Source organism: Maricaulis sp. ABE4_448 (genome assembly GCF_056160825.1).
In genome coordinates, this window is the sequence record NZ_JBSWXX010000003.1 from 289279 (window position 1) to 314737 (window position 25459).

At 63.9% G+C, this 25459-nt stretch carries 21 protein-coding genes; 11 read left to right on the forward strand and 10 right to left on the reverse strand.

Annotated features, from left to right (window positions below):
- Window position 1 precedes the first annotated feature (1 nt).
- The 5 genes from ACXAJV_RS10485 to ACXAJV_RS10505 all read left to right on the forward strand — a co-directional run bounded on the left by ACXAJV_RS10485 (window position 2) and on the right by ACXAJV_RS10505 (window position 5606).
- A complete protein-coding gene (locus ACXAJV_RS10485; RefSeq protein ID WP_475085074.1) occupies window positions 2–1714 on the forward strand; it encodes a class I adenylate-forming enzyme family protein in 1713 nt (570 codons plus the stop codon).
- Window positions 1714–2175 (forward strand): MaoC family dehydratase, encoded by a 462-nt coding sequence (locus ACXAJV_RS10490; RefSeq protein ID WP_475085077.1) that lies wholly within the window; start codon window positions 1714–1716, stop codon window positions 2173–2175. The genes ACXAJV_RS10485 and ACXAJV_RS10490 overlap by 1 nt, the downstream gene beginning before the upstream one ends.
- A gap of 29 nt (window positions 2176–2204) precedes the next feature.
- Window positions 2205–3125, forward strand: a complete 921-nt coding sequence (locus ACXAJV_RS10495; RefSeq protein ID WP_475085079.1) for an SDR family NAD(P)-dependent oxidoreductase — start codon at window positions 2205–2207, stop codon at window positions 3123–3125.
- Between the two features lie 37 nt (window positions 3126–3162).
- On the forward strand, window positions 3163–4137 hold the full coding sequence (locus tag ACXAJV_RS10500; protein WP_475085459.1) for an NADPH:quinone oxidoreductase family protein: 975 nt from the start codon (window positions 3163–3165) through the stop codon (window positions 4135–4137).
- 98 nt (window positions 4138–4235) lie between these two features.
- Window positions 4236–5606, forward strand: coding sequence for a M28 family peptidase (locus tag ACXAJV_RS10505; protein ID WP_475085082.1), 1371 nt, complete (start codon window positions 4236–4238; stop codon window positions 5604–5606).
- An 81-nt stretch (window positions 5607–5687) separates the two neighbouring features.
- On the opposite strand, the gene ACXAJV_RS10510 is transcribed toward ACXAJV_RS10505, so the two are convergent.
- The 4 genes from ACXAJV_RS10510 to ACXAJV_RS10525 form a co-directional block, all read right to left on the reverse strand.
- Window positions 5688–5999: a hypothetical protein gene (locus ACXAJV_RS10510; RefSeq protein WP_475085084.1), complete on the reverse strand. Its 312-nt coding sequence runs from the start codon at window positions 5997–5999 to the stop codon at window positions 5688–5690.
- A 130-nt stretch (window positions 6000–6129) separates the two neighbouring features.
- Window positions 6130–7260 (reverse strand): SO2930 family diheme c-type cytochrome, encoded by a 1131-nt coding sequence (locus tag ACXAJV_RS10515; protein ID WP_475085087.1) that lies wholly within the window; start codon window positions 7258–7260, stop codon window positions 6130–6132.
- A gap of 7 nt (window positions 7261–7267) precedes the next feature.
- Window positions 7268–8506 carry a parallel beta-helix domain-containing protein gene (locus ACXAJV_RS10520; RefSeq protein ID WP_475085090.1) on the reverse strand — a complete coding sequence of 413 codons (1239 nt, stop codon included), beginning with the start codon at window positions 8504–8506 and terminating at the stop codon, window positions 7268–7270.
- 85 nt (window positions 8507–8591) lie between these two features.
- The gene (locus tag ACXAJV_RS10525; protein ID WP_475085092.1) at window positions 8592–9056 is read right to left on the reverse strand and encodes a winged helix-turn-helix transcriptional regulator; all 465 of its coding nucleotides are present in this window, start codon (window positions 9054–9056) and stop codon (window positions 8592–8594) included.
- Between the two features lie 335 nt (window positions 9057–9391).
- On the opposite strand from ACXAJV_RS10525, the gene ACXAJV_RS10530 reads away from it, so the two are divergent.
- From ACXAJV_RS10530 to ACXAJV_RS10540, 3 genes are all read left to right on the forward strand, one after another.
- On the forward strand, window positions 9392–10267 hold the full coding sequence (locus tag ACXAJV_RS10530; protein ID WP_475085094.1) for a bile acid:sodium symporter family protein: 876 nt from the start codon (window positions 9392–9394) through the stop codon (window positions 10265–10267).
- A gap of 24 nt (window positions 10268–10291) precedes the next feature.
- The gene (locus ACXAJV_RS10535) at window positions 10292–12064 is read left to right on the forward strand and encodes an N-acyl-D-amino-acid deacylase family protein (protein WP_475085097.1); all 1773 of its coding nucleotides are present in this window, start codon (window positions 10292–10294) and stop codon (window positions 12062–12064) included.
- 82 nt (window positions 12065–12146) lie between these two features.
- The gene (locus ACXAJV_RS10540) at window positions 12147–13220 is read left to right on the forward strand and encodes a CNNM domain-containing protein (protein ID WP_475085100.1); all 1074 of its coding nucleotides are present in this window, start codon (window positions 12147–12149) and stop codon (window positions 13218–13220) included.
- On the opposite strand, the gene ACXAJV_RS10545 is transcribed toward ACXAJV_RS10540, so the two are convergent.
- The 5 genes from ACXAJV_RS10545 to ACXAJV_RS10565 all read right to left on the reverse strand — a co-directional run bounded on the left by ACXAJV_RS10545 (window position 13217) and on the right by ACXAJV_RS10565 (window position 19406).
- Entirely contained in the window at window positions 13217–13996 is a 780-nt protein-coding gene (locus ACXAJV_RS10545) for an isocitrate lyase/PEP mutase family protein (protein WP_475085103.1), read from the reverse strand. The two genes, ACXAJV_RS10540 and ACXAJV_RS10545, sit on opposite strands and share 4 nt — an antisense overlap.
- A gap of 91 nt (window positions 13997–14087) precedes the next feature.
- On the reverse strand, window positions 14088–14846 hold the full coding sequence (locus ACXAJV_RS10550; protein WP_475085105.1) for an SDR family NAD(P)-dependent oxidoreductase: 759 nt from the start codon (window positions 14844–14846) through the stop codon (window positions 14088–14090).
- A gap of 234 nt (window positions 14847–15080) precedes the next feature.
- Window positions 15081–16502, reverse strand: a complete 1422-nt coding sequence (locus ACXAJV_RS10555) for a coniferyl aldehyde dehydrogenase (protein WP_475085107.1) — start codon at window positions 16500–16502, stop codon at window positions 15081–15083.
- Between the two features lie 32 nt (window positions 16503–16534).
- Complete coding sequence (locus ACXAJV_RS10560; protein WP_475085110.1) at window positions 16535–18139, reverse strand: GMC family oxidoreductase; 1605 nt, start codon at window positions 18137–18139, stop codon at window positions 16535–16537.
- Window positions 18132–19406 (reverse strand): serine hydrolase domain-containing protein, encoded by a 1275-nt coding sequence (locus ACXAJV_RS10565; RefSeq protein ID WP_475085113.1) that lies wholly within the window; start codon window positions 19404–19406, stop codon window positions 18132–18134. The genes ACXAJV_RS10560 and ACXAJV_RS10565 overlap by 8 nt, the downstream gene beginning before the upstream one ends.
- Window positions 19407–19658: 252 nt before the next feature.
- Here ACXAJV_RS10565 and ACXAJV_RS10570 point away from each other — a divergent pair, with 252 nt between their 5' ends.
- From ACXAJV_RS10570 to ACXAJV_RS10580, 3 genes are all read left to right on the forward strand, one after another.
- Window positions 19659–22358, forward strand: a complete 2700-nt coding sequence (locus ACXAJV_RS10570) for a TonB-dependent receptor (protein WP_475085116.1) — start codon at window positions 19659–19661, stop codon at window positions 22356–22358.
- 94 nt (window positions 22359–22452) lie between these two features.
- The gene (locus ACXAJV_RS10575) at window positions 22453–22872 is read left to right on the forward strand and encodes a hypothetical protein (protein WP_475085119.1); all 420 of its coding nucleotides are present in this window, start codon (window positions 22453–22455) and stop codon (window positions 22870–22872) included.
- 4 nt (window positions 22873–22876) lie between these two features.
- Window positions 22877–23818 (forward strand): sterol desaturase family protein, encoded by a 942-nt coding sequence (locus ACXAJV_RS10580; protein WP_475085122.1) that lies wholly within the window; start codon window positions 22877–22879, stop codon window positions 23816–23818.
- Between the two features lie 809 nt (window positions 23819–24627).
- Here ACXAJV_RS10580 and ACXAJV_RS10585 read toward each other — a convergent pair.
- A complete protein-coding gene (locus ACXAJV_RS10585; protein ID WP_475085125.1) occupies window positions 24628–25311 on the reverse strand; it encodes an alpha/beta hydrolase in 684 nt (227 codons plus the stop codon).
- Window positions 25312–25459 lie beyond the last annotated feature (148 nt).

The following is a 25459-nucleotide window of genomic DNA, read 5'->3' on the forward strand; positions in this document are numbered from 1 at the left end:
CATGGCAGAGCGCAAACAGGCACCGAGCCGTGCGCAGCTCGAGGCGATCGCCCGGAAGATGACCGAGGGCGAGCCCGTCCTCAATGTCGGCGAGACCGAGGTGCTGGGCGTGCGCCAGCCGGCCTATGTGAATGCACCGGGCGATCTGCGCTTCTTACTGATGAAGGCGATGGAGCACGCGGAAAAGGACGGGGTGGTCTTCGAGGACCAGCGCTGGACTTTCGGCGAACTGGTTGGAAAATCGGTCGCTTTCGCCAATGCCCTGATCGAGCGCCACGGGGTGACGCCGGGCACGCGCGTGGCGCTGGCCATGCGCAATTCGCCGGAATGGATGGCCGCCTTCATGGGCATTCTCACCGCCGGCGGCGTGGTCGTTCCGCTCAATGGCTGGTGGACGAGCGAGGAGATGGGCTTCGGGCTGGGCGATTGCGAGGCCAGGATCGTCGTGGCCGGGGCGCGGCAGATTGAACGCATCCGTCCCTTCAAGGATAAGCTCGGCCTGACCCTGATCGCCGGACGCGGCGAGCTCGACGATGTCGATGACACGTTCGACGCCATGGTCGCGGCCGGGGCCGGAAGACCGCCGCCCGAGATCACGATCGATCCCGACAGCGATTTTGCGATCTTCTACACGTCCGGATCGACCGGCTCGCCCAAGGGCGCGGTGCTGACCCATCGCGGCGCGGTCACGACCGTGCTCTCGTTTGCGCTTCTGGCCGGGGCGCTGCGCCTGGCCAATAATGACGAGGACTTTGTCGACGGCGATAGCGGCGTTCTGGTCTGCCTGCCGCTTTTCCACTGCACCGGCTCGCACGCGGTTTTCATGATGTCGCTGTTCGGCGGCCGCAAAATGGTGCTGATGCGCAAATGGGATGCCGGCGAGGCGGTGGAGACCATCCAGCGCGAAAAGCTCACCGACATGGTCGGCGTGCCCACCATGTCCCACGAGCTGACGCTGGAAGCGGAACGCCGCGGTGTCGTGCTGGAAACGCTGCAGACGATGGGGACGGGGGGCGCCAAGCGGCCCGAAGCCCATGTTGAGAAGATCAACGAGATTTTCCCGCGCGCCTGGGCGTCCTCCGGCTACGGCCTCACCGAGACCAATGCGCTGGGCACCTATAACGGCTATGCCGAATACCAGGCCAAGCCGGGTTCCTGCGGACTGCCCCTGCCGGCGGTCACCGCCATCAAGACGGTCGACGAGGCCGGCAACGAGACGCCGCGCGGCGAGCCGGGCGAGGTCTGGATCAAGTCGCCCGCCGTGTTCCGGGGCTATCTCAACCAGCCGGAGGCCACGGCAGCCGTGCTCACCGGGGACCGCTGGTTCAAGACCGGCGATGTCGGCGTGATCGACGAGGACGGTTTCCTGTTCATCGTCGACCGCATCAAGGACATGGTGATCCGCGGCGGCGAGAACATCTCCTGCCTGGAAGTGGAGGGCGCGCTGGCCCGCCATGAGGACATTCTCGAGGCCGCCGTGATCGGCATTCCCGACGAACGCCTGGGCGAACGCGTCGGGGCCGCCATCCTGTTGCGCGAAGGCTCGACGATGACCGATGAGGCGATCGTCGACTTCCTGCGGCCGCACCTGGCTGCTTTCAAACTGCCCGAGCGGATCTGGCGCATGGACGGCCCGCTGCCGCGCGGCGGGACCAGCAAGATCGACAAGCCGGGCCTTCGCGCCCTGCTCTTGAAAGACGAGGAGACAGCCTGATGCCGGTAATCAAGGCAGACGCGCTGGCCAGCCGTATCGGCCAGGAAATCGGCGTGTCCGACTGGGTCGAGATCGACCAGTCGCGCATCGACACCTTCGCCGACGTGACCGAGGATCATCAATTCATCCATATCGATCCGGAGCGCGCAGCGAAGGAAACCCCGTTCGGCGGCACGATCGCCCACGGTTTCCTCTCCCTGTCCATGCTGTCTGCGCTGGCCGAGAACACCACGCTGGTGCTCGATGGCATCGCGATGGGGATCAATTACGGCTTCGACAAGATCCGCTTCCTGCAGCCCGTCCGGGCCGGCAAGAAGGTCCGGGGCCGTTTCGTGCTGGAGGATGCGCATGAGCGCAATCCGGGCCAGTGGATGCTGAAATACGGCGTGACCGTTGAAATCGAGGGCGAGGACAAGCCGGCGCTGATGGCGCACTGGCTGACCCTGCAAATCCTCGGCTGACACCCAAGCGAAAAGAGAAGAGACGCGGAATGAGTGATATTCGCTATGATGGCCGTGTGGTCATCGTCACGGGCGCCGGCCACGGGCTGGGCCGCACCCACGCCCTGGCCCTGGCCGCACGCGGCGCCAAGCTGGTCGTCAATGATCTGGGCGGCTCGGTCGATGGCACCGGGTCCGGTTCGGCGGCCGAGGATGTGGCCGGGGAAATCCGCCAGGCCGGAGGCGAGGCGATCGCCCACCGCGCCAATGTCACCAAGCCGGACGAGGTTGCCGACATGGTGGCCCAGGCGATGGACAAATGGGGCCGCATCGACGTGCTGGTGAACAATGCCGGCATCCTGCGCGACAAATCCTTTGCCAAGATGGAGCTGGAGGACTTCCAGACCGTCATGGACGTTCACCTGATGGGCTCGGTCGTGTGCACCAAGGCGGTGTGGGAGATCATGCGCCAGCAGGGCTATGGCCGGATCGCCATGACGACGTCCTCCTCGGGCCTGTACGGCAATTTCGGCCAGTCCAATTACGGCGCCGCCAAAATGGCCGTGGTCGGCTTCATGAATACGCTGCACCTGGAAGGCCAGAAATACGACATCCGGGTCAATTGCCTGGCGCCCACCGCGGCGACGCGCATGACCGAAGGCCTGATGCCGGAGGCCGCGCTCGACCTGCTCAACCCGGAAGCCGTCTCCACGGGCCTGGTCTATCTGGTTTCCGAAGATGCACCCTCGCGGACCATTCTGTGCGCCGGGGCCGGCGGCTATGCCGTGTCGAAGATTTTCGAGACCGAGGGCATCTACCTGCCGCCGGAAGAGCAGACGCCGGAAAACGTTGCAGCGCGCTTTGCCGAAATCGCCGATGAAGCCGATCAGCGCGAGCTGCAGGCGGGCGGCGAGCAATCGGTGAAATTCCTCACCAAGGCCGCCACCCATCTCGGCGTTCAGATCCGCTGATCCTTGCAGTCCACACCAGACAGTCCGGGAGGACATGATGAAAGCCTTGCTCTGCCGTGAGTTCGGACCCGAATCGAACATGAAGGTCGAAGACGTCGACACCCCGGCGCTCAAGCCTGGCCACGTCCTGATCGAGGTGAAGGCGGGCGGTCTCAACTTCCCGGACCTTCTGTGCGTGCGCGGCCAGTACCAGTTCAAGCCGGACCTGCCCTTCGTGCCGGGCACGGAAGGCGCGGGCATCGTCCGCGAGCTGGGTGAGGGCGTGGAGGGCTTTGCGCCGGGCGACCGGGTGATGTTCAACACGCCGACCGGCGCCTTCGCTGCGGAGGCCGTGCTGCCGGCGCCCGCGCTGACCAAAATCCCCGACAGCATGTCCTTCGAGGCTGCTGCCGGCCTGACCATTGTCTACGGCACCTCCTATCACGCGCTGAAACAGCGGGCCGAGCTGAAGCCGGGCCAGACGCTTCTGGTCCTCGGCGCGGCCGGCGGTGTGGGCCTGGCGACGGTGGAACTGGGCAAGGCGATGGGCGCCAAGGTGATCGCGGCGGCTTCGAGCGACGAGAAGCTGGCCGTGTGCAAGGATCACGGCGCCGACGAGACGATCAATTATTCCATCGAGGACCTGAAAGCGCGGATCAAGGAACTGACCGGCGGCAAGGGCGTCGACGTGATCTACGATCCGGTCGGCGGCGATTACACCGAGGCCGCCTTCCGCGCCATCGCGCCGGGCGGCAAGCATCTGGTGATCGGCTTTGCCGCCGGCGACATCCCCAAACTCCCGCTCAACCTGCCGCTCCTGAAAGTGGCCAGCGTGGTCGGCGTGTTCTGGGGCGCCTGGGCCGGCGCCATGCCGCAGGAGCACGACAAGAACATGCAAGAGCTCTTCGACATGTTCGAGGCCGGCAAGATCAAGCCGTACGTGGCGGGCACCTACAAACTCGAGGACTTCCTGGAAGGCTTCAACGCGCTCTCCGGCCGCAAGGCGATCGGCAAGGTCGTTCTGGTCCCGTAAGGGAAGGGGGACATGTACCGAAGGTACGTGTCCCCGCGCCCGCTTGACCCGACCGGCATGGCCGCCACACTGCACGCCTACAGATCGGGGAGTCTCTCATGCGTATTCTGACGTCCGTCGCCGCGATGGCGGTCCTGTCCATGCCTGGCCTGGCCCAGGACCACGCCCCGCCCGCCGAGGTGCTTGCTGTCCACGACCATGTCGCGGCGGTCTCGGCCGACCGGATCGGGGCGGATATCCGGACGCTGGCGGAGTTCGGCACCCGTCACACCCTGTCGGAGACCGAAAGCGATACCCGCGGCATCGGGGCCGCCCGCCGCTGGATCCATGACGCGTTCGAGCGCATCTCGGCCGACTGCGGCGGCTGTCTGGAAGTGATCTACGTCTCTGACACAATCTCCGGCGAACGGCGCATTCCAGAACCCACCGAGGTGGTTTCGGTGCTCGCCATCCAGCGCGGCACGCTGGACCCGGACCGGTATGTGATGATGTCCGGCGATATCGACAGCCGGGTCACCGACCCGCTGGACGGAATCTCCGACAGCCCCGGCGCCAATGACAATGCCTCCGGCATGGCCGGGGTGATCGAGGCGGCGCGCGTGCTGTCACAGCATGAATTCGCCGGGTCGATCATCTATGCCGGCCTGTCCGGCGAGGAGCAGGGCCTGTTCGGCGGCCAGATCGTGGCCGCCCATGCGCTGGAAGAGGGCTGGCGGATCAAGGCTGTGCTCAACAATGACATGATCTCGAACATTGCGGGCATCAATGGCGTGATCGACAACACCACGGCGCGGGTTTTCTCCGAGGGTACGCGCTATGTGGAGACGCCTGAAGAGGCTCGCCAGCGCCGCTTCACCGGCGGGGAGGTGGACAGCCCGTCGCGCAATCTGGCGCGTTTCGTCGACCGCACCGCGGACCAGTACATCCCCAATCTCGACGTGATGATGGTCTACCGGCTCGACCGGTTCGGCCGCGGCGGCCATCACCGCCCGTTCAACGAGGCGGGCATGCCGGGCGTGCGCATCATGGAGACGAATGAGCATTACGACCGCCAGCACCAGGACCTGCGCACCGAGGACGGGCGCGTCTATGGCGATACGATGGAGGGTGTGGATGCGGGCCATGCCGCCAAGCTGACCGCGCTCAACATCGCCGTGATGGCGCAGATCGCCGGCGCCCCGCCTTTCCCGGCAAATGTCGAGATCGAGGGGGCGGTGCAGCCCTCCACCACGCTGAGCTGGGATATGGCCGAAGGCGAGGCGGCGGGAAATCTCGCCGGTTATCGCGTCCACTGGCGCCTGACCGACCAGCCGCAATGGCAATGGAGCCGGTTTGTCGGCCGGGTGGGCGAGCACACGCTCGAGAATGTCGTGATCGACAATTATTATTTTGGCGTCAGCGCCGTCGCGACGGACGGTTCGGAAACCCCGGTCGTCTTCCCGGGACCGGCTGGAAGCTTCGGCAACTAGGCGCGCTGTTGCGATCGGGACTTGAACAAAAAAGGGGCGCCCGGCAGGAGCGCCCCTTTCTTTTGGGGGTATCGCGCGAGCCTATTCGCGTTCGACGATGGTGTAGGTCACCGTTTCGCCCGTTGCGGCATTCTCGCCTTCCCAGCTGGCGCCGAGTTCGAGATTTTCCTGGATCGGTGCGCAGCCGTGTTCGCCGGTCGAACGCTCGACGCACACTTCATTGCCGCGGATTTCCCAGGTGCCTTCGATACCGATATTGGAGGTGTAGGTGCCGTCGGCATTGAAATAGGTGATGTAGCTGCCCTGGGCGGTCGATACCTGAAGCGCGTTCTCGACCAGCATGTCGGCCGGTGCGGCTTGCAGGGCGAGGGCGGCGATGGTTGTCAGAAGCATGGATGATCTCCCCGTTGACGGCGCGCCTGGCTGGATTGTCCGGTTTTGGTGACGCGCCGGCGGAGACGTTAACCTTCCGGCTCGCCTCTCTCAATATGCCGGTTCGCGAAATTCGCGTGACAGGCTAGGATCAGCCGCGCGTCTGGCAGTCCGCATCCAGCTCTGAAATCCATTGCCGTATCAGGGCAATGCCTTCCTCATGCCGGATTGCGCGCCCCAGTTCGGGCATCATTGCGCCGGGGTCATTCGTCTCCATTCGGTAGAGGAGTATGGATTCCTCCGGCTCGCCCGGCATGATCCCGAAACGCCGCCCGCCCGTGCCGCCACCCGCCGCGATCGGCAGTTTGCACAGGCCCAGATTGGGGCCGGTGGGCGCGTCGTGCTGCAGGTGCAGGCCAGACGTGTCAGCCGGTCCGACTGGGTTGTGGCAATGCGCGCAATTGATGTCGAGATAGTCGCGGGCACGCGCATCCAGCGGGGCGGTGGTGTCGAGATAGTTGACCGCACGCGGTGTCGTCTCCGCCCCCGGCCACTCGCCCAGATAGCCGGCCGCGTGGAGGTGTTCCAGCTGGTTCTGCGCGCCGGCGGCATAGGCATAGTCCCGATTGATATGCTGTGGGGCGGGGCCGATTGGCTGGATCTGCCGCGTCGTATTGTTCACCGCGTGGCAGCCGGCGCACTGATTGGCGTTCGGCACGGCATAGGCAAAGTCCTGTTCGCGGCCGTCGGCATCGGTGGCGGTCAGGCGGATGATCTCGCCCGCCCGGCGCAGTTCGGCATCGGTCTGGTCGGCATTCCACACATAGGGCAGGGCAACCCAGCCGCTTTCGCGATGGACCAGGATGCGCGTCTCCACCAGGCGTATCCCGTCGAGATCGAGACCGTCCGGCCGCCATCCGGGCGCGGTCTGCAGCGTGCTGCGAACCTCGTCCGGCGTACCGGTCCGCGGGTAGTAGAAGGTCTTGGTGATGACGGTGCCCACCGGGAAGTTCAGCACGTCGTTCTCGCGATAAGTCGCGCTGACCCCCTCGGGGATCCAGATTGTGCGTTGCTTGTGGGCGTAGTCGGAGAATAGCGGCGTGTTGAGATCATAGGGCACGACCCCGTCACTCAGGACAAGCGACCGTCCGTCCGACGCCATCATGCCCCATTCGCTCAAAAGAGCCGGATTGCCGGTCTCGATGAATTGCGGCGTGGCAGCCTCCCGTCCGCCGCACGCGGCGGTCAGGAGGGACAGGACCAGAACACTGAAACGCAGCATGGAGCGCCTATTCGGCCAGCGCCAGTTCGACCGCCGGCAGGGGCGGCAGGGAGCAGCGGTGATCGCCGGTCACAACAGCCGGGTTCTCATACCCGTTCGGCCCGTCTGCATTGACGATCTCCGCCTCGCCGTTATCCAGGCAAATACGGCGGTCGTCGGGCATCGCACCATCGACCATCTTGTCAGCATCATAATACCCATCCCACAGGACATCCGGCAGGCGTCCCAGCGGTCCGGCAACAAGGATTTTCAGGCCCTGCAGGTCCAGCCCGTCCGGATTGTCGCCGCCGCCGGAGAAGGTGTTGTCGTGAATGTGGATGCCTTCGGGATAGGGATCGAAGTCCTGCTGGACGGCATAATCCGAATACCCGGTCGAATGCAGCGACGACACGATGATGTTGGCCGTGCGGTTATCGGCAATCGTATTGTTGAAGATCTCTACCTCGTCATTGGAATTGATGACGATGCCGGAGCCTGCCGGGATCGAGGCGACTGGCGTGCCTTCATGGCCGAAATTGCCGGTATTGTTGGCAAAGACGTGATTGCCGTAGACGCGCGTGCGATAGCCCGGTTGCGGCAGGTTGGGCATGTTGAAGACGAGGATGCCGCCCGTGTTTTCCGTCGCGACATTGTCGTACACGTCGGCGCCGATCGTGTTCTCGATCTCGATACCGGCGACATTCCGCTCGGCGCGATTGCGGCGCACCACGACATTCCGCGACTGGCCGACATAGATGCCCGCATCGGCCGCACCGATGGCGATGGAGTTCTCGACCAAGACATTCGTGGTCTGCACCGGATAGATGCCATAGGCGCCATTGCGCGTGTCGGGACCATTGGTCCATTCCACCCGCAGGCCGCGGATGATGATGTTCTCGCCCTCATTCACCTTCAGCCCGTCGCCTACCGTGTCTTCGATGGCGAGGTTCTCGATGGTGAAGTCGTTGGCCGTCACGAGAAGGCCCTCGGCGCCCTGGGACTGGTTCTGGAAGGAGAGGATGGTGCGGTCTGCGCCTTGGCCACGGATGGTGACGCCGTCGACTGTCAGGCTGAGCGACCGGTCGAAGGCGAACACGCCTTCGGGAATTTCGATCACATCGCCGGGCCGGGCATCGATCAGCTGTTCGATGAGCTGGTTCTGATAATCGCGGTCAGCGGTCGTGATATCGCGTTCCGGCTGGCCGCCACAGGCGGTCAGCGCCAGCGCGGCCGTACCGGCAATTGCGGCAAAGACGAGTCGCTCCATGTGTGTCCCCTCCCTGACATGATGGCAGTTTTGCCACCAGAGTAGGAATGAACAATGTTCGTGTCGATTCAAAAACCGGACGGGGCTATCCCGCTTCGCGCATCTTGCCGGACTTGTCGCGGGCGGCGACATCGCGATGGGTGACTTCCTCGCCGCGATGATTGGCAACCTGGATCGGTGCCAGCGGGTCGCCGGTGCGGGCGTCATACATCTCGACGGGCGCATCCGCTTCGCCGTAGATCCACTTGTCACCCCACTGCTGCATTGCCATCAGGATCGGGAAAAGGGCCTCGCCGCGTTCAGTCAGCACATATTCCTGACGCTGTCCGCGCACGCCGACTTCCTCGCGCACCATGATGCCGTTCTCGACCAGCTTGTTCAGCCGGTCGGTGAGGATGTTCTTGGCGATGCCAGTGCTTTCATGGAAATCGCTGAAGCGGCGCGCACCCTTCATGGCGTCGCGCACGATCAGCAATGTCCACCAGTCGCCCACCTGATTCAGGGTTTGCGCAATCGCGCACGACATTTCGTCGAAACGTTTCCGACCCATAAGGTCCCCCAAACTCTGGACCGCTGCCCAAAGCGGTCCTCCCAAAACGCAAAGATCGGAATGACGACTCCTGTCCTGGAGACTCATTCCCGCCCGAAAACACGGCCGCCGGTTGCGTTCCCGGTTGGATTCGCGCCGCGTTTGGCGGCGGAGAATACAGATTTGGTGGAGTTTTGCGACCCTTTGCAGGTCAATGACAATTGGTTGCAACTCGCCTAGGCTGGCTTCCTAAACATCGCTGAAAATTTAATATATTGTTTTTTAACGGGGAAATCGTGAGCGGCGCTGAAATAGATTCTTTTCGGGTCATAGTTGATGACCAAACGCGTCTGGCGATGGCCTTCATCCTGATGGGGATGATGTTCACCGTCGCGCTGGCGTTGAACATCGAGGATTTCCGGGCCGTCCGGCAGCAGCCCGTACGCGTGATTGGCGGGGTCATCGTCCAGATTCTCGGCCTGCCGCTGCTCACGCTTGGTCTCGTTCTGGTTTTGGCGCCGCCCGCCAGTATTGCCCTGGGCATGTTCGTCGTGGCGTCCTGTCCGGGCGGCAATGTCTCCAATCTGCTGACCCATTTTGCGCGGGGGAACACGGCGTATTCGGTCTCGCTTACGACCATCTCCAGCGTGTCCGCTGCCCTGGCGACGCCGGTTTCGATCCTGTTCTGGTCGTCGGTCTACGGACCCACCGCTCAACTCGTCCAACAGCTTGAAATTTCGCCCATGCCTTTCGTGACCCAGACCGTGACCCTGCTGGCCGTGCCGCTGGCTGCCGGCATGCTGGTCGCAGCTTGCTGGCCGGGTGTCGCCGCACGCATCCGCGCTGTCCTGATGCCGGCGTCGCTGGCCGGGATCGGCGTCCTGATCGTCGTCGGCGTGGTGCAGAACTGGACGATCATTCTTGCCATCGGAACAATCATCATTCCCATCGCCGTGATCCACAACGCGTCCGCCTTCGGTCTTGGTGCGTTGAGCGGCCGGGTGCTGCGTCTGGACAGTCCCAGCCGGCGCTCCCTGACTTTCGAGGTCGGTATCCAGAATTCCGGTCTCGGCTTGATTATCCTGCTCAGCCAGTTCGACGGGCTGGGTGGCGCGGCGGCGATCACCGGCATGTGGAGTATCTGGCATCTCGTTGCGGGCAGCGGGCTGATCGGCTTGTACCGCGGCCTCGATTGGCTGAAACTCGCGCGGGAGACGAAAACGGCCCCGTAAGAGGGCGAAACCGGGAGGTCTGACATGTATGATCTGAAGATCGCGGGCGGCACGATCCATGATGGTTCGGGCGGCGAGGGGCGTGTTGCTGACATCGCCGTCAAGGACGGGCGCATCGCCGCCATCGGCACCGATCTGGGCGAAGCGAAGCGGACGCTGGATGCCGGCGGCCGGATCGTCACGCCGGGCTTTATCGATATCCACACCCATTATGACGGCCAGGCCAGCTGGGACGAGGAATTGCGCCCCTCCATCGATCACGGCGTGACGACGGCCGTGATGGGCAATTGCGGCGTCGGCTTTGCCCCGGTGCGCGAGGCCGATCACGACAAGCTGATCAAGCTGATGGAAGGGGTGGAGGATATCCCCGGCACGGCGCTCTACGAGGGGCTGACCTGGGATTGGGAAAGCTTTCCGGAATACATGGACGCGCTGGCGAAGATGCCCCGGACCATCGATATCGCCGCCATGGTGCCGCACGATCCGCTGCGGGTTTATGTGATGGGCGACCGGGCCGTGTTTTCCGAACCGGCCAATGATGACGACATCGCCACCATGCGCCGGCTCACCCGCGAGGCGCTGGAAGCTGGCGCGATCGGTTTCGCAACGGGGCGGTCGGATGTGCACAAGACCGCCGACGGCGACTGGACGCCGTCCTCTGAGTCCACGCGCGACGAACTCACCGGCATTGCCCGCGCCTTCGAAGGGCTGGGTCATGGCGTCGTTCAGGCCGTGTCCGATTTCAATCTCGAACGCGGCGAGCAGGATTTCGACGAGGAGTGGGACATCATCGCCGACTATGCCAAGGCATCGGGCCGGCCCTTCTCCTTCTCGCTGATGCAGCGTGATTTTGCGCCGGATCAGTGGAAGAAGCTGATCGGGCTGACCGAGAAACTGAAGGGTGAGGGCGTAGATGCCCGCATGCAGGTGGCGCCGCGCGCCATCGGCGTTTTCCTGGGATTCAACTGCACCTTCCATCCCTTCATGGGCTATCCCAGCTACAAGACCATCGCGCACCTGCCGCTGGACCAGCGGGTCGCGAAGATGAAGGAGCCGGGCTTCAAGGCACAGATCCTGTCGGAAAAGACCGACAAGCTGTCCGGGCCGGGTTCGTCCGTGCCGCCGCTGGCCGACCTGCTGATGGAGCATATCGCGATGGTGGCCGAGAAATTCTTCCAGCTCGGCGATCCGCCGGATTACGAACAGCCGCCGGAGCGCTCGCTTGCCGCGCGGGCCCGTGAAAAGGGCGTGCCGCTGATGGAGATGGTATACGACACGCTGCTCGAGCGCGACGGCCAGGAACTGATCTACCTGCCGCTCTATAACTACACCGAGCTCAACTACGACAATGTGCTCGAGATGATGGAGCACCCCCAAGCGCTCTACGGCCTGTCCGACGGCGGGGCCCATGTCGGCACGGTGTGCGACGCGTCCATGCCCACCTACATGCTCACCCACTGGACCCGCGACCGCACACGCGGCCGGCGGCTCACCCTGGAGAAGGTGGTTCGCATGCTCACAGGTGCGCAGGCCGACTATCTGGGCATGACAGATCGCGGCTACCTGCGCGCGGGGCAAAAGGCCGATATCAATATTATCGACCTCGACAATCTCCAGTCCGAACCGCCGCACATGGAGAAGGACCTTCCCGCCGGCGGCCAGCGCCTGCTGCAGGGCGCGCGCGGCTATGACGCGACCATCGTGTCCGGTGAGATCGTCATGGAGAAGGGGCAGCTGACCGGTGCACGTCCCGGCGCGCTCTACCGCGCCGGACAGATGGCGGTAGCGGCGGAGTAGACCGCTCCAGGCTCGGCATGGATCGCGAAACAGGCTAGACCGTTCGCGTATCCATGCTGCAGCTGCCCATGACGGCCCATAAATGACGCTTCTCCTGGCCTATCTGGCCCTCGCGCTTGTCGTGTCTTTCCTGTGTTCGATCTCGGAAGCCGTTCTGCTGTCGGTCCGGCCGGCGCACGTTGAGGCATTGCGCCGTAAGAAACATCCCGCCAGTGAGGCCCTGCAGACCCTGCAGGCCAATCTCGACCGGCCGCTGGCGGCCATTCTCACGCTGAACACCGTTGCCCACACTGTGGGGGCGGCCGGCGTTGGGGCCCAGGCGATTGTGGTGTTCGGCAATGAATTCGTCGGCCTGACCTCGGCGATCCTGACCCTGTTGATCCTGGTCCTGTCTGAAATCATCCCCAAGACGCTGGGCGCCGTGCACTGGCAGTCCCTGGCGCCGTCCGTCGGCCGGATGGTGCTCTGGCTGACCCGGCTGATGACACCCTTTGTCTGGTTCTCCGAAAAGCTGACCGGCGTGATCGCACGGTCCGGCGAAAGCGCTTTCACCTTCTCGCGCGACGAGATGCGGGCGATGGCCGAGATCGGCGCCCGCGAAGGCGTGCTCGACGACAAGGAACTGGCGGTCGTTTCCAACCTGATGCGCCTGCACCGGCTGAAGGTGGAGGACATCATGACGCCGGCCTCCGTCATGGTCTCTGTCAGTGGCGATGGGACGGTGCGCGCCTTCTTCGAGGCGCACGCCCAAACACCGTTCTCGCGGCTGCCCGTGTTCGACGGCACCGCCCATCATGTCAGCGGCTATGTGCTCAAGTCCGATCTTCTCCTCGCCCAAGCGCGCGATGAGTTCGATCGGACCATTGCCGAGTTCAGCCGCGAGATTATCACCCTGCGCGACGATATCAGCGCGTCCGCCGCCTTCGACCGGCTGACCCGGTCGAAAGGGCACCTGGCTGTCGTGGTCGACGAGTTCGGCACGCTGCGCGGTCTGGTGACCATGGAAGACGTGGTCGAGACCCTGCTCGGTCTGGAAATTACCGACGAGGCCGACACGGTTGAGGACATGCAAATCCTCGCCCGGCAGCGCTGGCGCGACCGGATGACCGCGATGGGCCTCGACCCCGACTCCATGCCGGATGGCGGCCCCGGCTAGGCCGGGACCGCCTCTCCGATCGCATCGGCTGCAGCAGCCTTGAGGGCGTCCATGATCGCCAGATAGGGGAAGGGGCCGTGGCTGATGCGGGCCACGCCCAGGGCCGCGAGACGTTCACGATCCGGCATGCCGGGCATCATCATCGCATTCACGGGCAGGGGCGAGGCGGCACAGATCCGCTCGATCAGGTCTTCCCGTCCCAGTCCCGGCACGAAGAACCCGCTCGCCCCGGCCTCGGCATAGGCCGCAGCGCGGGTCCCGGCCTCACCGATCAGGGGCGCCTGACGGTCCGCATCGCGTTCCTTCAGGAAGAGATCGGTCCGTGCATTGATGAAGAGCGGGATGCCGGCCTCGTCGGCCGCCTTGCGGATCGCGCGGATCCGGTCGGTCTGGACCTCGACGGGGTAAAGATCGTCGCCGCCGACAATCTGGTCCTCGAAATTGAGGCCCACCGCGCCGGTCGCGATCAGGCGGGCCGTGTTGGCCGCCAGCGCGTCGGGCGCTTCGGCATAGCCGCCCTCGAAATCCACTGTCACTGGCAGTTCAGTCGTCTCGACGATGCGCCGGGCCGTGGCCAGCAGGGCCTCGAGCGGCAGGGCCTGACCATCCTCGTAGCCCTGGGCCGCTGCGACGGACGCACTGCCTGTCGCCAACGCCTTGGCGCCGGCCTTCGTCACAGCGGCCGCCGAGCCGGCATCCCAGATGTTGTACAGCACCAGCGGCGCGCCCTTCACATGCAGTGCGGCAAAGCGGCGGGCGAGATCTCCCTGTGTCATGCGACAATCCTCCTCGAAATCGCAAATTCCGGGAGGACATGTAGGAAGCCGCGACGCTCTGCGCTCGCGGGAAACGGACGCGAATGAGGGCCTACCTCACATAGCTCGCGCCGTTGATGTCGATGCAGCTGCCGGTGGCGCTGCGGCAGGCGCCGGAGGCGAGGAAGGCGCACATGGCGGCGATTTCCTCCGGCTGGGCGAGATCGCCGATCGGGATTTCGGCCTTGGCGCGTTCGCGGTCGGCCGCGTGCTGCGGGCCCATGCGCGTATCGATCCAGCCCGGGGCGAGGGCATAGGCATAGATGCCATTGGCACCCCATTGCCGGGCGATCGTCTTGGTGATGGCGAGAACGGCGCCCTTGGAGGCGGCATAGGCCATGTGATTACGGTCTTCGCCGCGATAGCCCGCGCGGCTGGCGATGTTGATGATGGACCCGCCACCGCTGGCGGCCATCTCCGGAATGGCCGCGCGGCAGATATCGGCCATGGCCATCAGATTGACCTGCAAGGTCAGCGCCCAGACCGCTTCCCAGTCGGCATCGCTGGCGTCCAGCGGGCTGGCGGGGTGGATGCCGGCATTGTTGATGATGATGTCGAGCCGGCCCGAGGCGAGGTGCAGTGCGGCGTCGTAGAGATCGCGCCCGCCGCCGGGGCGGGAAAGATCGGCCTGCACGGCGCCGAGCGCGGCCGGCCCGATGTCCTGAACGGCCTTGTCGGCATCGGCCATATTGGCATTGCCGTGCAGCACGACCTCGGCGCCCTGGGCGGCAAACAGATGGGCGGCGGCGAGACCGACCCCATGGCTGGAGCCGGTGACAAGTGCGCGTTTTCCGGTGAGGGGAAGTGACATGAGCGGGCATCCTGATGCGTGTGATTCCCGGACAATCTACACGTTTCATACGATGACTGTCCGGTGTCGAAGTGCGCGCGAGGGGCGCGGTCACCCCCTTCTCCCGAGGGGAGAAGGGGCCCGAAGGGCGGATGAGGGGGGAACCCCGGGGCCGGCGCTTCGATCACCAAAGGCAGTGTCTTCCCCCTCTCCCTTGATCTCTCTCCCCGGGGAGAGGGAGCTTTGAGAATCGACCTACTTCATCTGCCGTTTCGCCACGGTCTCGAACATCTTGCCGTAGGGCGGGGCGAGGAGGCGGGAGGGGTGCCATTTGCCGGTCGAAAAAACCGAGCGTTCATGGGTGAAGGTACGGAAACCCGCCTCGCCATGATAGGCGCCATGGCCCGATGCGCCGACGCCGCCGAAGGGCAGGTCGGGAACCGAAAGGTGCAGGAGGTTGATATTGACCGCCGCGCCGCCGGACATCGTGTCGTCCAGCACGCGCTGGGCCTGGGTCTTGTCGGTCGAATAGACATAGAGCGCCAGCGGGTGGTCGCGGTCGCCGACAAAATCGATCGCCGCGTCGAGTTCGCTATACCCGACCATCGGCAGGATCGGTCCGAAGATTTCCTCGGTCATCACCGCGGCATCGGCTGGCGGGTTGAGCACCACGGTCGGCGGGATCTTGCGCGCGGCCTGTGCGGCCTGGGCGTCATGCTCGGGCTGGAGAATTTCCGCGCCGCCCTGGCGGGCTTCCTCGATCATGGTGTTCAGGCGTTCATAGTGCCGGTCGGACACGATGGCCGTGTAGGCATCATCGCTCGAAGCATCGGGGAACTGGTGCGCAGCGACATTGATGATCGCCTCGCCCAGGGCCCGCTCTGACCCTTTGGGGGCCAGCACATAGTCAGGCGCCACACAGGTCTGGCCCGCATTGAACAGCTTGCCCCAGGCAATGGATTTGGCGGCCGCGCCCTGCGGGTAGTCCGGCGTGACGATGGCCGGCGATTTGCCGCCCAGTTCCAGCGTCACCGGCACCAGGTTTTCTGCGGCGGCCTTGGCCACCAGACGGCCGACCTGGGTCGAACCGGTGTAGAAGAGATGGTCGAATTTCAGCTTGGTGAAAGCCTCGCCCACCGCCGGGCCGCCGGTGATCACGGCGACATGGTCTTCTTCGAAGCCGTCTGCCAGCAGGCGCTTCATCAGCTCGGCCGTGGCGGGCGTGTATTCGGACGGTTTGATCATCGCCCGGCAGCCCGCGCCCAGCGCTGCGACCAGCGGCGCCATGGCCAGCTGGAAGGGATAATTCCAGGGCGAGACGATGCCGGCGACACCCTTTGGCTCGCGGCGGATATCCGCCTTGCCCGGCAGCAGTGTCATCGGCACACCGACCTTGCGGGTCTTTGCCCATTTGGCGAGATGCTTCTTCGTGTGCTCGGCGTCCTGGATGACAAAGGCGATCTCGGCGATCACGCTTTCCTCACGTGCCCGGTTGCCGAAATCCTTCGAAATCGCTTCGGCGATCGCGTCGGCATGGGTGCGGCACAGGCCGGCGATCCGGTCGAGATCGGCCTTGCGCTTGTCCAGCGGCCGGTGCCGTTCGGTCCGGAAAGCCGTCTTCTGGGCCTCCAGGACCGCCTTCATGCGTTCGATCTGCTTGGCTTCGGCTTCGCTCATGTCAGCCTCCTTCGGCCGGTCGGTAAATGTTGTCAGGCATTGTCTTCGGCGATCATCGCCGCGGCCCGGGTTGCAATCATGATGGTCGGCGCATTGGTATTGCCGCCCACCAGGCGCGGCATGACCGAGGCGTCTACCACGCGCAGACCGTCGACGCCCTTCACGCGGCAGCGGCTGTCGGTCACGGCCAGCTCACCCGACCCCATCGCGCACGTCGATGTCGGATGGTAGAGGGTCTCGGCCCGCGCACGCACATCGTCCCGCAAATCGGCCATCGTGGCCACATGGGGACCCGGATAACGCTCGGCCTTGCGGTCATGATCAAAAGCCGGTGCGTTGAGAATATCGCGAACCTTGGCCAGCCCGTCGGTCATCACATCGAGATCCCATTCTTCTTCCAGATAATTGGGCTGGATGGCCGGATGGTCGTGCGGATCGGTCGATTTCAGCGTGATCTCGCCGCGGCTCTTCGGATAGAGCTGGCAGACATGCAGGGTGATGCCGTGCCCGCGCGTCTTCTCCATGCCGTGCGGATTGGAAATGGCCGGGATGAAGACCAGCTGCAGGTCCGGCAGGTCGCCGGCATGGGCCGACTTGATGAACGCCCCGCCCTGGACCGGGTTAACCGTGAACGGCCCGTCGCCGCGCAGCGCCCAGCGCGCCACCATGTACATGTGCTGGGGCAGGGAGCGCAGGGAATTGCCGATCGAGGTGGCGGACTTCGTCCAGACCTGGGCGGTGACGTCGAGATGGTCCTGCAAATTCTTGCCGACGCCGGGCAGGTCGTGCTCGACCGAAACACCCGCCTCGCGCAGCTCGTTGGCGGGACCGATCCCCGAGATCAGCAGGGTCTGGGGCGAATTGATCGCGCCGCCGGACAAGATGACTTCCTTGCGGGCCGTGATGACAGTGGTTTCACCATCCAGATCGACCTCCACACCCGTGGCGCGGCCGTTTTCCAGCACGACCCGGCGCACCATGGCGCCGGTGCGCACCGAACAGTTCTCACGCTCCAGCGCCGGACGCAGGAAGGCGTCCGCGGCGGAACACCGCTTGCCGTTCTTCTGGGTGACCTGGTAGGGACCAAATCCGTCCTGGGCCGGACCGTTGAAGTCGGCATTGCGTTTGTATTGCAGCTGGTCGGCAGCCTTGAAGAAATCCTCAGTCAGCGGGTTCAGCGGCGCGATATCCGACACCCAGAGCGGGCCGCCCGTACCATGCAGCTCGCTTTCGCCGCGGGTCTGGTGCTGCACCTCCCTGAAGGCGGGCAGGGCGTTCTTCCAGCCCCAGCCCTCGGCGCCATAGACCTGTTCCCACTCGTCGTAATTTTCCTTCGCGCCGCGCATATAGTGCATGGCATTGATCGAGGAGGAGCCGCCCAGCGTCTTGCCGCGTGGCCAGAGCAGCTTGCGGTCGTTGAGGTGTTTTTGCGGTTCGGTCCAGTAGCCCCAGTTGAACTGCTCACCCGTCACCGCGTATTGCAGCAGCATCGGTGTGCGGATGATCGGGCTGTTGTCGGTGCCGCCGGCCTCGAGCACGAGGACGGAGACCGACGGGTCGCGCGACAGGCGTTCGGCGACCGTACAGCCGGCCGAACCGGCGCCGCAGACGACATAGTCGAATTCCTGATCACTCATCGCCGGGCTCCCCGGTCTCGGAAGCGGCGGCTTCTTCGGGAATGGTCGGAGTGTCCGGATCATCGCCGTAGTGCGCGGCCAGGGCGCGCATCGCGGTGAGCGACTCGGCGGTGCGGCCGCCCCATTCCGTGTCGGCGGCGGTGCGGGCGATCACGATATTGCGGCGCTCATCGATCCAGACATACTGGCCGTAGACACCGGCCATGAAGTATTCGCCGTCATAACCCTCCGGCACCCAGAAGTGCAGGCCATAGCCGCGATGGGCGTAGACTGCGTCGGGACCGGGTTCCTGGAAATCGGCATTCGGCCGCGTGGCCTGTTCCACCCAGCCTTCCGGCACCAGGCGCCGACCATTCCATACACCGTCCTGCAGGTAGAACTGGCCGAAGCGGGCATAGTCCTCGAGTGTCGCATTGAGGCAGCAATAGCCGATCGCCATGCCACGCTCGCCGGACACATTCTGGTTCCAGTAGGCCTCGCCGGTCATGCCGATCGGGCCCCAGATCTCAGCTTCGACGACATCGGCGAGCGGGGCGTTCCAGACGCCGCGCGCGACGGCCGAGAGCACCTGTGTATTGGCCGAAACATAGTGAAGGTCTTCGCCGGCCGGGCGGTTGCGTTCAACCTCTGCGACCATGGTATCAATATTGCGACCGAAGACGTTTGCGCCGAAGAACAGGCGGCGGATATCGGAGTCGGGCGCACCATAGTCTTCCTCGAAGTCCATGCCGGCCGACATCATGAGAAGATGGCGCAGTGTGGTCCGGCCATAATCCGAACCGCCATATTGCGGCGCGAACATCTCGGCTGTCTGGTCGAGATTGGCGATGCGGCCCTGGTGGACGGCCATCGCGATCAGCGTGGCGACATAACTCTTGCCGACCGACCAGGAAGTGTGACGGCTCTGCGGGGTCGAATCGAGCAGGTATTGCTCGTGCACCACAGCACCATTGTGAAGCACCATCAGACCGGTTGCGCGCGAGTCCGAGAGCCAGTCATCGACCGTCCGTTCGGTGCCGTTGAAAGTGTAGGTGACATTCACCTGATCGGTTTCGCGCGGCAGTGGCGTCGCCGATTCGGACGGCTCTATCGTGCGATAGGGGAAAACTTCGTCCATGTGGCGAAACGTGTCCGGAAGATTTTCCGGCTGTGTCGCAGCCTGGATCTCTGCCGGTGAATATTCGGACCACGGGCGGAAGAACCAGCCGGCGGCAGCGAGGGCGAGAACGCCAAGTATAGCGAGCAACCCCATGATAAGTTTTTTCATTCTTCTCCCCAGCGACAGCCTTATGAACGCTGTTCACTCTGCAGCCTAAGCACAGTTTGGCAGCTTGAAAAGAGGTCCCGGAAAGGCTGTGTTTGAAAATCACCGGTGAGGTTTGCGTGCATCAATTCTGACAAGAATCTTGTGCAAACCGGAGAAACCGGCTGACAGCCGCCATGAGCGGTGTTCATATAACAAATGTGAAACGCGGATCGGTTGGCAAATACAAACCGCGTGAAGAGGGGAGTTAATTCCATGAAAAAGCTGAACAAGGCGGCCGTTCTGGGCACGACCGCCATTCTGTCGGGCTTGATCGGTGCGTCCGGCGCACTGGCTCAGGTCGACGTCATCACCGTGACGGCACAAAAGCGCGAGCAGACGCTGCAGGAAGCGCCCGTCTCGGTTGCGGCCGTTACCGGCGAGCAGATCGAGCGGTCGCAGATTCGCGACGCGGCTGACCTGCAGACCCTGGTTCCGTCCCTGCGCGTGGCGGAATTCGCCACGTCCACCAACACCGAATTCAACCTGCGCGGTATCGGTACGTCGAGTTTCAACCCCGGTCTGGAACCGTCCGTCGGCGTCTTCATCGACGGCGTTTATCGTCCGCGTTCCGGTTCGGCCATCAACGACCTGATCTCGATCGAGCGTGTCGAGGTTATCCGCGGCCCGCAGTCCACCCTGTTCGGCCGCAACACGCCGGCCGGCGTGGTGTCAATCCTCACCCAGCAGCCGGAATACGAGTTCGGCTATGTGGGCGAACTGACGATCGGCAACAATAATACGCACATCGCGCGTGCTTCTGTTACCGGCCCGATCAACAGCACGATGGCGCTGCGCCTCGATGGCTCGATGCACCAGAGCGACGGCTATATCGATGTCGTTGACGGCCGCGAGGCCAATAACCGGTCGCGTCACACTTTCCGTGGCCAGCTGCTGTGGAATCCGGGCGACAATACCGAGGTCCGCATCATCGCCGACTATGGCGGGATCGACGAGAATTGCTGCGCGGCCCCGTTCGCCTTCTATGACCCGGTTGACCAGGGTGCCCTGGTCGGTCTCGGCGGTACCGCGGTGCCTGCCGACCCGGAAGGCGGCGACCGGATTGCGATCGACGGTGATCTGAACACGCAATTGTCGACCAGCGGCCTTTCGGCCGAAGTCAATCACGATTTTGAAGCCTTCACCTTCACCTCGATCACGGCGGTCCGCCGCTACGAGGAAGACCAGCTGTTCGACGCCGACTTCTCGGATCTGGACCTGGTGAGCCTGCGTCATATCGAGAACCGTTATGACAGCTTCACCCAGGAGTTCCGGGTCACCTCGACCGGCGACAACTTCATGGACTGGATGGGGGGCGCATTCTACTACAACAACCGCCTCCACTTCTCGAACTCGACGCCTTTCGGTTCCGATGCACGCGCCTTCTTCGATGCGGCATCGGCTGCCGATCCGACGGCCCAACAGCTGATTTCGGCTTTCGGTCTGCCGCCGGGGTCTGGTGGTGTCGACCTGCTGGAATTCTTCCTGAACATGAACCAGGCGGCCGGCGTGGGGAATTTCGTCCCGCTGCCGTCCGGCAATGCCGCCCTGCCGACGACGCCGGCTGAAGGCTTCATCGCAACGTCGCACGGCCTCATTCTGGAAGACTACCAGTATGACACGGAAGCCTGGTCGGTGTTCGGCCAGCTCGATTTCCACTTTACGGATCGCTTTACCCTGACGCTGGGCGGCCGCTATTCGGACGAGAGCAAGGAGATGGTGACCTCCATCGATCAGCCCGATCCGATTTCGGCCTTCTCCTTCGTCGATCTGGCCCGCGATCTGCGTCTGGTGACGCCGACAACCTGCGATCCGACGCTCTTCCCGATCATCGGTGGCGATGCCTGTGCCTATCTGGTTCCGGCGCTGCTGGCCCAGGGCGGGGCTCCGATCAATCCGACCCAGCCGCTCACCGACGCCCAGGCGCGGATGGCGGCTCTCAATCCGCTGCTGGCTTTCCAGGCCTTCCAGAACTGGGAACCGGTCAGTGCTGCGGATTTCCCGACCTCGCGCAGCGACACGAATTTCTCGGGCAATATCATCCTGTCCTATGACGTGTCGGATACGCTGAACATCTACGGCAGCTACGCCACCGGCTTCAAGCCGGGCGGGTTCAACGTGTCGACGAATGCGGCCTTCACCGGCGTGTTCGAGTTCGAGGAAGAAACCTCGCAATCCTTCGAACTCGGCGCCAAGGGTTCGCTGTTCGACAACCGCTTCGTCTATGCGATCGCCTATTTCAACCAGGAGATCGAAGACTTCCAGACGAACAACTTCGTCGGCAATGGCTTCGCGCTTGAGAATGCCGGTTCGATCGAAGTGTCGGGTATCGAGTTCGAGGGCCAATGGTCCCCGGTCGACAACCTGCTCTTCACGGGTGGTTTCACCTATCTGATCGACAGCAAGTATGGCGATTACGAGTTCGCGCCGTGCCCGGACACCTATGTTGACGGGTCCGGGGTGTGGGATGCCGGCGATCCGAACTACGCCCTGTGCGAACCAGGCAATGAGCGGACCAATGATGCCGGTGTTACTGCGCTGTTCAACAATCTGACCGGCCGCGACCGCGGCAATTCGGAACTGGTCGGCTCGCTCACCGCGACCCTGACCACACCGCTGAACAATGGCTGGGAAATCGACTGGCGCGGCGAGATGACCTACGTCTCGGAGTTCATGCACACGACGTCGCAGGATCCGCGTCCCTTCGCGACACAGGATGCGTTCACGCTGTACAATGCCTCGGTCACGATCGGGTCGGACAGCGACAGCTGGGCGGTCCAGTTCTGGGGCCGCAACATCTTCGACGAGGATTACACCAAGGGCGGCTTCCCGTCGGTGGGCTATCTGGGCGCGAGCTATAACGCCTATCCCGGTGATCCGCAGACCTACGGTGTGACACTCCGCATCCGCGGCTAGTGAACGCTGTTCAAAAAATGCATTGACGACGGGCGGAGGCGAGTTAGCCTTCGCCCGTTGTTCATTTGGGAACGGTGTTTTCGGGGAACGTGCCGTGTTGCTTGTCGGTGTACTGATCGGTTCGGTGCTGGGGATTACGGCCATGGTTTGGGTCAATGCGCGGATGGGCCTGTCCGAGCCCGCGCGGCTGACGGATCTTGAGGACGCCATCTCCCGTCTGGACACCGATTGCGTCGGCTTCGAGCCGGGGCCGGGCGGGCTGGTCGCGCCGGACGGCGGCCATGCCCTGGTTCCCGGCCGCGAGGGGGGCATGACCGGTCTCATCGTGGCCCGGGGCAGCGATTTCGTGATCCGCTATCTGACGCCGGGCAGTGTAAGATCGGTCGAGGCGGCCGGTGCTGACGAGCTGATCCTCGCACTCAATGATTTCGCCTTCGTGCCGGCCCGGCTAAAATTCAACAATTCCGGCGAGGCCGCCCACTGGGCCGATCGCCTCGCTGCCCTGAAGGGATGATGGCATGGACGCGCTGACCTTTCTTGAAAGCTTCAATCCGATCTGGTTCGCGATTCCGCTTTTCACCATTCTCATCTTCGCGGAGATGTTCTATGCGCGGGCCACGGGGCGGGCACGTTTCGAAGCGCGCGACAGCGCCGCCAGCCTGATCATGGGGTTGGGCAATACGATTTCCGGCCTGCTGTTCGCCGGGATTATCGGCGTCTGGGCGGTGTTCGTTTATGAACACCGCGTCTTCAATATCGGCTTTGCCTGGTGGGCCTGGATCGCCGCCTTCGTGCTGGACGATTTCGTTTACTACTGGTCGCACCGTTTCGCGCATACGGTGCGCTGGTTCTGGGCCGATCACATCGTCCATCACTCCTCCCAGCACTACAATCTGACCACGGCGCTGCGGCAGCCCTGGCTGAGCCCGTTCACGCTGAAATTCCTGTGGCTCGGCTCTGCACTGATCTTCATCGGCTTCCATCCCGCCCTCATCGCCTTCGTCGGTGCGCTGAACCTGATTTACCAGTTCTGGATTCATACCGAGGCGATCGGAAAGTGCCCGCGCTGGTTCGAGGCGGTGATGAACACGCCCTCGCACCATCGGGTCCACCACGCCACCAACCCGTTGTATCTCGACAAGAATTATGCCGGTGTTTTCATCGTCTGGGACAAGATGTTCGGCACGTTCCAGCCCGAGCTCGACGAGGAGAAGTGCCGCTATGGCATCGTGAAAAACCTCGGCACCTATAATCCTCTCAAGATCAGCCTGCATGAATGGTGGGGCATTATCGACGACATGCGTCACGCCCGCTCGCTGCGTGATGCCGCCCTGTATCTGCTCGCCCCGCCGGGCTGGTCGCCGGACGGTTCGCGCGCGACGTCGAAGCAGTTGCTGGCGAAATGGCAGGCCCGCCAGGCCAGCCAGACCGGCCGGCCGCCCGCCGAGGCCGCGGAGTAGGCTCCCATCACGAAAACCTCCACGGGCTTGCGCCCTGGAGATATGAGAGGGGTGCGGGATGCACGGCGGACATCGTGTCCGCATTTGAAGGTTTGGTGGTGATGCCCGAGGCATCCCGCACGCGGAGATTTACCCGGGTCCCTTGCGGGCCCCGTCTCGAAACCTGCAGGCACGGGCCGGTCGAGCTTTTTGCCGGTGTCCCCGCAGATGGCCACGCCGGAGCCTGATGCTGTCACCCACCAGGCGCGGACGAGCTCCGCACGCTCCCGGGCACAAGGGACTGAGCTCATGCCTCCCATCCCGGAAACCGCTGACGAGCATACGCGCAGTTGAGCGGGCGGGGATAAGTTTCCGGCCCAGCCCCCACACACCGTCATCCTGACGAAGGTCAGGACCCAGATCGTAAAGGGAGATTTTCGCCAGGCCGGCTCAGATCGAATGTGGGCGATGTGCGGGATAAGTGCGGGATCGCGGCAACCGCGCCTCACGAACTGGGCCCTGACCGAAGCCTGCGCCCGCGAAAGCGGGTGTCAGGGTGACGATGATTGTGGCGGCCTTGGCACCCCCTCTCCCCGACCGGGGAGAGGGCTGAGGCGCGGTTCGCGACGCGAATTCAACAGGCCGGGGGCCTGTTGAAAGCAACGAAGGGTGAGGGGCGGCCGCATAGCGGCCCACTCAAGACTCGTCTCAGCGCTGACGCGCGCCCCTTATCAGCCCAGCGGGCCCCTTCGCCCAGACGGGGAGAGGGGGCGACCGCAGAGCTTCCAGCCGGGAAACCGATGCCTGAAGGGGTGAAGTGGCCGCCGGACTCAGCGCTTGCCGGTGATCTGGCGTTCGGCGCGTTCCTTTTCGACGCCCGGCAGGTGGGCGTCGAGATAGGTTTCGACGTGGCGTTCCAGCTCTTCGAGATGGTCGGAGAAGAGGTGGTTGGCGTCGGGCACGACTTCGGTGGTGATCTCGATACCCTTCTGTACGCGCACCTTGGACATCACGCGCTCGACATCGTCGGCCGGCACGATCTTGTCGGCGCTGCCATGGACGATAATGCCCGAGGCCGGGCAGGGGGCGAGGAAGGTGAAGTCATACATGTTGGTCGGCGGCGCGACCGAGATGAAGCCGGCGATTTCCGGGCGGCGCATCAGCAGCTGCATGCCGATCCAGGCGCCGAAGGAGTGCCCGGCGACCCAGCAGAAGCGGGCGCCCTGATTATAGCCCTGCACCCAGTCGAGCACGGTGGCGGCGTCGGACAGTTCGCCCAGGCCCTGATCATAGCTGCCCTGGGAGCGGCCCACACCGCGGAAATTGAAACGCAGCGTCGCGAAGCCGCGCTTGCGGAACGCGTCGTACATCATGTCGACGGTGGGGTTTTCCATATTGCCGCCGCCCAGCGGGTGGGCATGCAGTATCAGCGCAATCGGGGCGGTCGGGTCTTCGCTCGGGCTGTAGCGCCCCTCAAGCCGGCCGGCGGGGCCGGGAATGATTACGTCAGGCATTCACACTCGCCTTTTTGGTCGTTCCAGTTCGCGTCCTGCAAATATGCGGCAATTCGTCCATTGCAACGTGGCGGACGCCAGCCCATATTCCTGACTGTTCTACTCGGTTATTGGCCGAGCACCGCATTGGCGAAGCCCGTCCGTTCCG

Coding starts and splice junctions, on each gene's coding strand:
- ACXAJV_RS10485 (WP_475085074.1), top strand. CDS start 2: ATGGCAGAGCGCAAACAGGCACCGAGCCGTGCGCAGCTCGAGGCGATC.
- ACXAJV_RS10490 (WP_475085077.1), top strand. CDS start 1,714: ATGCCGGTAATCAAGGCAGACGCGCTGGCCAGCCGTATCGGCCAGGAA.
- ACXAJV_RS10495 (WP_475085079.1), top strand. CDS start 2,205: ATGAGTGATATTCGCTATGATGGCCGTGTGGTCATCGTCACGGGCGCC.
- ACXAJV_RS10500 (WP_475085459.1), top strand. CDS start 3,163: ATGAAAGCCTTGCTCTGCCGTGAGTTCGGACCCGAATCGAACATGAAG.
- ACXAJV_RS10505 (WP_475085082.1), top strand. CDS start 4,236: ATGCGTATTCTGACGTCCGTCGCCGCGATGGCGGTCCTGTCCATGCCT.
- ACXAJV_RS10510 (WP_475085084.1), bottom strand. CDS start 5,999: ATGCTTCTGACAACCATCGCCGCCCTCGCCCTGCAAGCCGCACCGGCC.
- ACXAJV_RS10515 (WP_475085087.1), bottom strand. CDS start 7,260: ATGCTGCGTTTCAGTGTTCTGGTCCTGTCCCTCCTGACCGCCGCGTGC.
- ACXAJV_RS10520 (WP_475085090.1), bottom strand. CDS start 8,506: ATGGAGCGACTCGTCTTTGCCGCAATTGCCGGTACGGCCGCGCTGGCG.
- ACXAJV_RS10525 (WP_475085092.1), bottom strand. CDS start 9,056: ATGGGTCGGAAACGTTTCGACGAAATGTCGTGCGCGATTGCGCAAACC.
- ACXAJV_RS10530 (WP_475085094.1), top strand. CDS start 9,392: ATGGCCTTCATCCTGATGGGGATGATGTTCACCGTCGCGCTGGCGTTG.
- ACXAJV_RS10535 (WP_475085097.1), top strand. CDS start 10,292: ATGTATGATCTGAAGATCGCGGGCGGCACGATCCATGATGGTTCGGGC.
- ACXAJV_RS10540 (WP_475085100.1), top strand. CDS start 12,147: ATGACGCTTCTCCTGGCCTATCTGGCCCTCGCGCTTGTCGTGTCTTTC.
- ACXAJV_RS10545 (WP_475085103.1), bottom strand. CDS start 13,996: ATGACACAGGGAGATCTCGCCCGCCGCTTTGCCGCACTGCATGTGAAG.
- ACXAJV_RS10550 (WP_475085105.1), bottom strand. CDS start 14,846: ATGTCACTTCCCCTCACCGGAAAACGCGCACTTGTCACCGGCTCCAGC.
- ACXAJV_RS10555 (WP_475085107.1), bottom strand. CDS start 16,502: ATGAGCGAAGCCGAAGCCAAGCAGATCGAACGCATGAAGGCGGTCCTG.
- ACXAJV_RS10560 (WP_475085110.1), bottom strand. CDS start 18,139: ATGAGTGATCAGGAATTCGACTATGTCGTCTGCGGCGCCGGTTCGGCC.
- ACXAJV_RS10565 (WP_475085113.1), bottom strand. CDS start 19,406: ATGAAAAAACTTATCATGGGGTTGCTCGCTATACTTGGCGTTCTCGCC.
- ACXAJV_RS10570 (WP_475085116.1), top strand. CDS start 19,659: ATGAAAAAGCTGAACAAGGCGGCCGTTCTGGGCACGACCGCCATTCTG.
- ACXAJV_RS10580 (WP_475085122.1), top strand. CDS start 22,877: ATGGACGCGCTGACCTTTCTTGAAAGCTTCAATCCGATCTGGTTCGCG.
- ACXAJV_RS10585 (WP_475085125.1), bottom strand. CDS start 25,311: ATGCCTGACGTAATCATTCCCGGCCCCGCCGGCCGGCTTGAGGGGCGC.